The sequence below is a fragment of the Clostridium sp. OM05-5BH genome, assembly GCF_003481505.1.
GTDB classification, from domain to species: Bacteria; Bacillota; Clostridia; order Lachnospirales; family Lachnospiraceae; genus Otoolea; species Otoolea fessa.
On record NZ_QULJ01000023.1, the window covers coordinates 1 to 2,864 of the forward strand.

General features: G+C 39.5%; 2 protein-coding genes. Both read left to right on the top strand.

Going from position 1 to position 2,864, the window contains the following annotated elements:
* The coding region (locus DXB70_RS13850) for a glucan-binding protein (RefSeq protein WP_118673486.1) at nucleotides 1–1,299 on the top strand (1,299 nt) is incomplete at its 5' end.
* Between the two features lie 841 nt (nucleotides 1,300–2,140).
* A complete protein-coding gene (locus tag DXB70_RS13855; RefSeq protein ID WP_118673487.1) occupies nucleotides 2,141–2,428 on the top strand; it encodes a hypothetical protein in 288 nt (95 codons plus the stop codon).
* Nucleotides 2,429–2,864: the final 436 nt, after the last annotated feature.

The window sequence follows — 2,864 nt, forward strand, 5'->3', positions numbered from 1 at the left end:
ATGGAAACAGACGCTTGGGTAGACGATGAGTACTACGTAGGCGGCGACGGTGCTATGCTGGTTAACCAGTGGATCAAGACTACCACTGATGCAGATCAGGCAGATCCGGATGATGACGGTGAGCACTGGTACTACTTCAACAACAAAGGTAAAAAAGTTACCGATGATAAGAAGAAAATCAACGGCAAAACATATTACTTCAACTCCGATGGTGAGATGAGATATGGCTGGTATGCAGCTAATGCTAATGATTGGTACTACCTTGGCGGCGAAGATGAGGGTTGGAGAACCGATGCTCAGTGGCTGTGGTTAGATGAGCCGAACGAGGATGACGAGGATAACGATTCCATGCCGTCTCATACCGATAGCTGCTCTCTGTGTGACAGCGAAGGCTGGTACTACTTCCAGAATGATGGTAAACTCTACAGAGACAATACCAAGAAGAAAAAAATCAATGGTAAATACTACTACTTCAACGAAGATGGTCAGATGCTGTATGAGTGGATCAACACCAAAGAAAGCACTGCTACACCGGGCTTCGTACTGGATGATCAGAGAGACAGCAACAACAATAAGATCAATGCTACTGCAACTGCAGGCGATATGATCTACGCTAATGAAGTTGAGGATGGTTCCAGAGCAGCTGGCTGGTATGAGATCGACGGTGCATCTGATCTTGACAGCGAGAACGATACAGACTGGTACTTCTTCAAGAAGGGCGAAGCTAAGAAAGCTAGCAGGGACGCTGCTGATGCTCAGGAAACTTCCAAGCCTGGAGAGATCGTATACAGAAAGAAAATCAAAGTTAACGGTAAATACTTCTGCTTCGATGAGCAGGGCAAGATGCAGACAGGTCTGCAGAGAATCGGTAACAATACATACTACTTCGATGACAATGGTTATATGAAGACTGGTAAAGTAACTGCAGATGATAGTAATGATGATACCTTCACATTCTACTTCAGCACTAAGAACAACGATACAGGTAAGGGTCAGAACGGCATTAAAGATGGTTATCTGTATCTGGATGGTCAGAGACTGGAAGCAGATGATGACTATGCAGTATATGAGTACAACAGCAAATACTATGTTGTAAACAAAACTGGTAAAGTTCAGAAATCTACTTCTAAGAAATATGAACTTGATGGCAGCGAAGGCTTCGTAAAAGTTAAAAACGATGGTACTGTTAACGAGTACTATGCAGATGATAACAAGGGAACCACAGCTACAGCTCTTCCGGGTACTGTTGTTAGAGAGGGTGGATTCAACGGAGAAGATGGTTTCGTTTGGGAGCCATAATTGAGTGAATCTCAGTTATTAAGTTGTAATTCTTAACGTAATATAAGGATCCCCGACATTTCAGAGCAATCTGAGATGTCGGGGATCCTTTTTTGCGCTGCCGAGCGCACGATCAAAAAACTCCCTCTCCAAAGAAATTTCCTTGGAGAGGGAGCTTCTATTATTGCTTCAAATTAATTTCAAAAATTAGTTCTTAGCAGTCCAAGTCGGTGTAACAGAACCTGTTCCTTTTGTATAGGTATACAGGTTATCATCATACAGCTGGATGAACGGTACAGATACCTTTGTATCTTCCATGATATCGCTTGTATTTGAGTAGTTATTTACAAACTTGATATTGTTGATAAGAGTCTCTGCAGTTTCATTACCAACGCTAGCTACAGACTTGCTGTTCTTGTTGATTGTTACATAAACCTCAGCATCGATGCCCTTGTTCTCTACATCGTACTTCTTGCTGGATTTCTGTACTTTACCCTTGGTATTTACCAGGTATACTTTACCTTCTACATAGAAGAGTCTGTAATCATCATCTGCTTATAGTGTTGAAACTGATATTAAGCTTATTGTTGGAGATGAATGGAAAAATGATTCTTCATTGTATTTAAAAAATATTCGAAAGAATGGAATTTCGATATGGCAATGACATCTTATCTGGATTTATGTGCAGAAGCTGTAAAAAAATGCCGAACAGCCATATTTGAGTTTATAAAACGATTAGAAGATTCGTTAAGTGAAACAAAATCCTAACTTCCCCGTTTAAGAAATATTTCCTATTCTTTTCACAAAAGAAACACATCTTTGCGTTACACTACAACTATCAAATTCAAGGAGGACGTAACGCATGATGATAGATTCTAAGACAAAATGGAGTGTCTGGGGGATGCTCTTTGGTATGGCAGTTGTGCTTGGAGCAGGAGTTGCATTTCTGGCTTTTATCTTGACAAGAGATCCGCAGATTCTGGCTTTTCTGTATGATAAAATTACCGTTCCCCAGAGCCTGCATTTTATTACAAATTTCAAGTGGCTGTTTAATCTGGTTGTTGTGTGCGTGACAGCAATTCCAGCAGCTGCTGTGTTGTATGTGAGTGAATGGGGATTTAGCCGCTGTGCTCAGGCAAAAGAAAAATAATTCTATATAAAAAAGTGTGATCAAAATTTCATTTAAAAAACTTGATCACACTTTTTATTATAGAAATTTATATGCAAAAAGTGGCATAAAGAGGGACTATTTTTTTATTATCTTCATATCTACCGGAATCAGATAGGAAACTGCTTTCCGAAAAATATCCAGCGTAGCGCGGAGCGGTATATTCTTTTTTTAATTTCTACTCCATAGCTGGATACAATCTGCATAAAGGTCCCTGCTTTCTGTTTTCGATACTTCGCGCACTAGACAAGATGATACTGTAAAGAATACCATTTCCTCTACCTACGAAAGTAATTTTTCTTTCGTAAGAAATATACATTTTCCATATTTATATTATACCATGCATTTCTTTACAAGGAAAACATTTGTTCTGCATTTTGTTAAAATAATTGGCACACCTAACTCATCACTACTACAA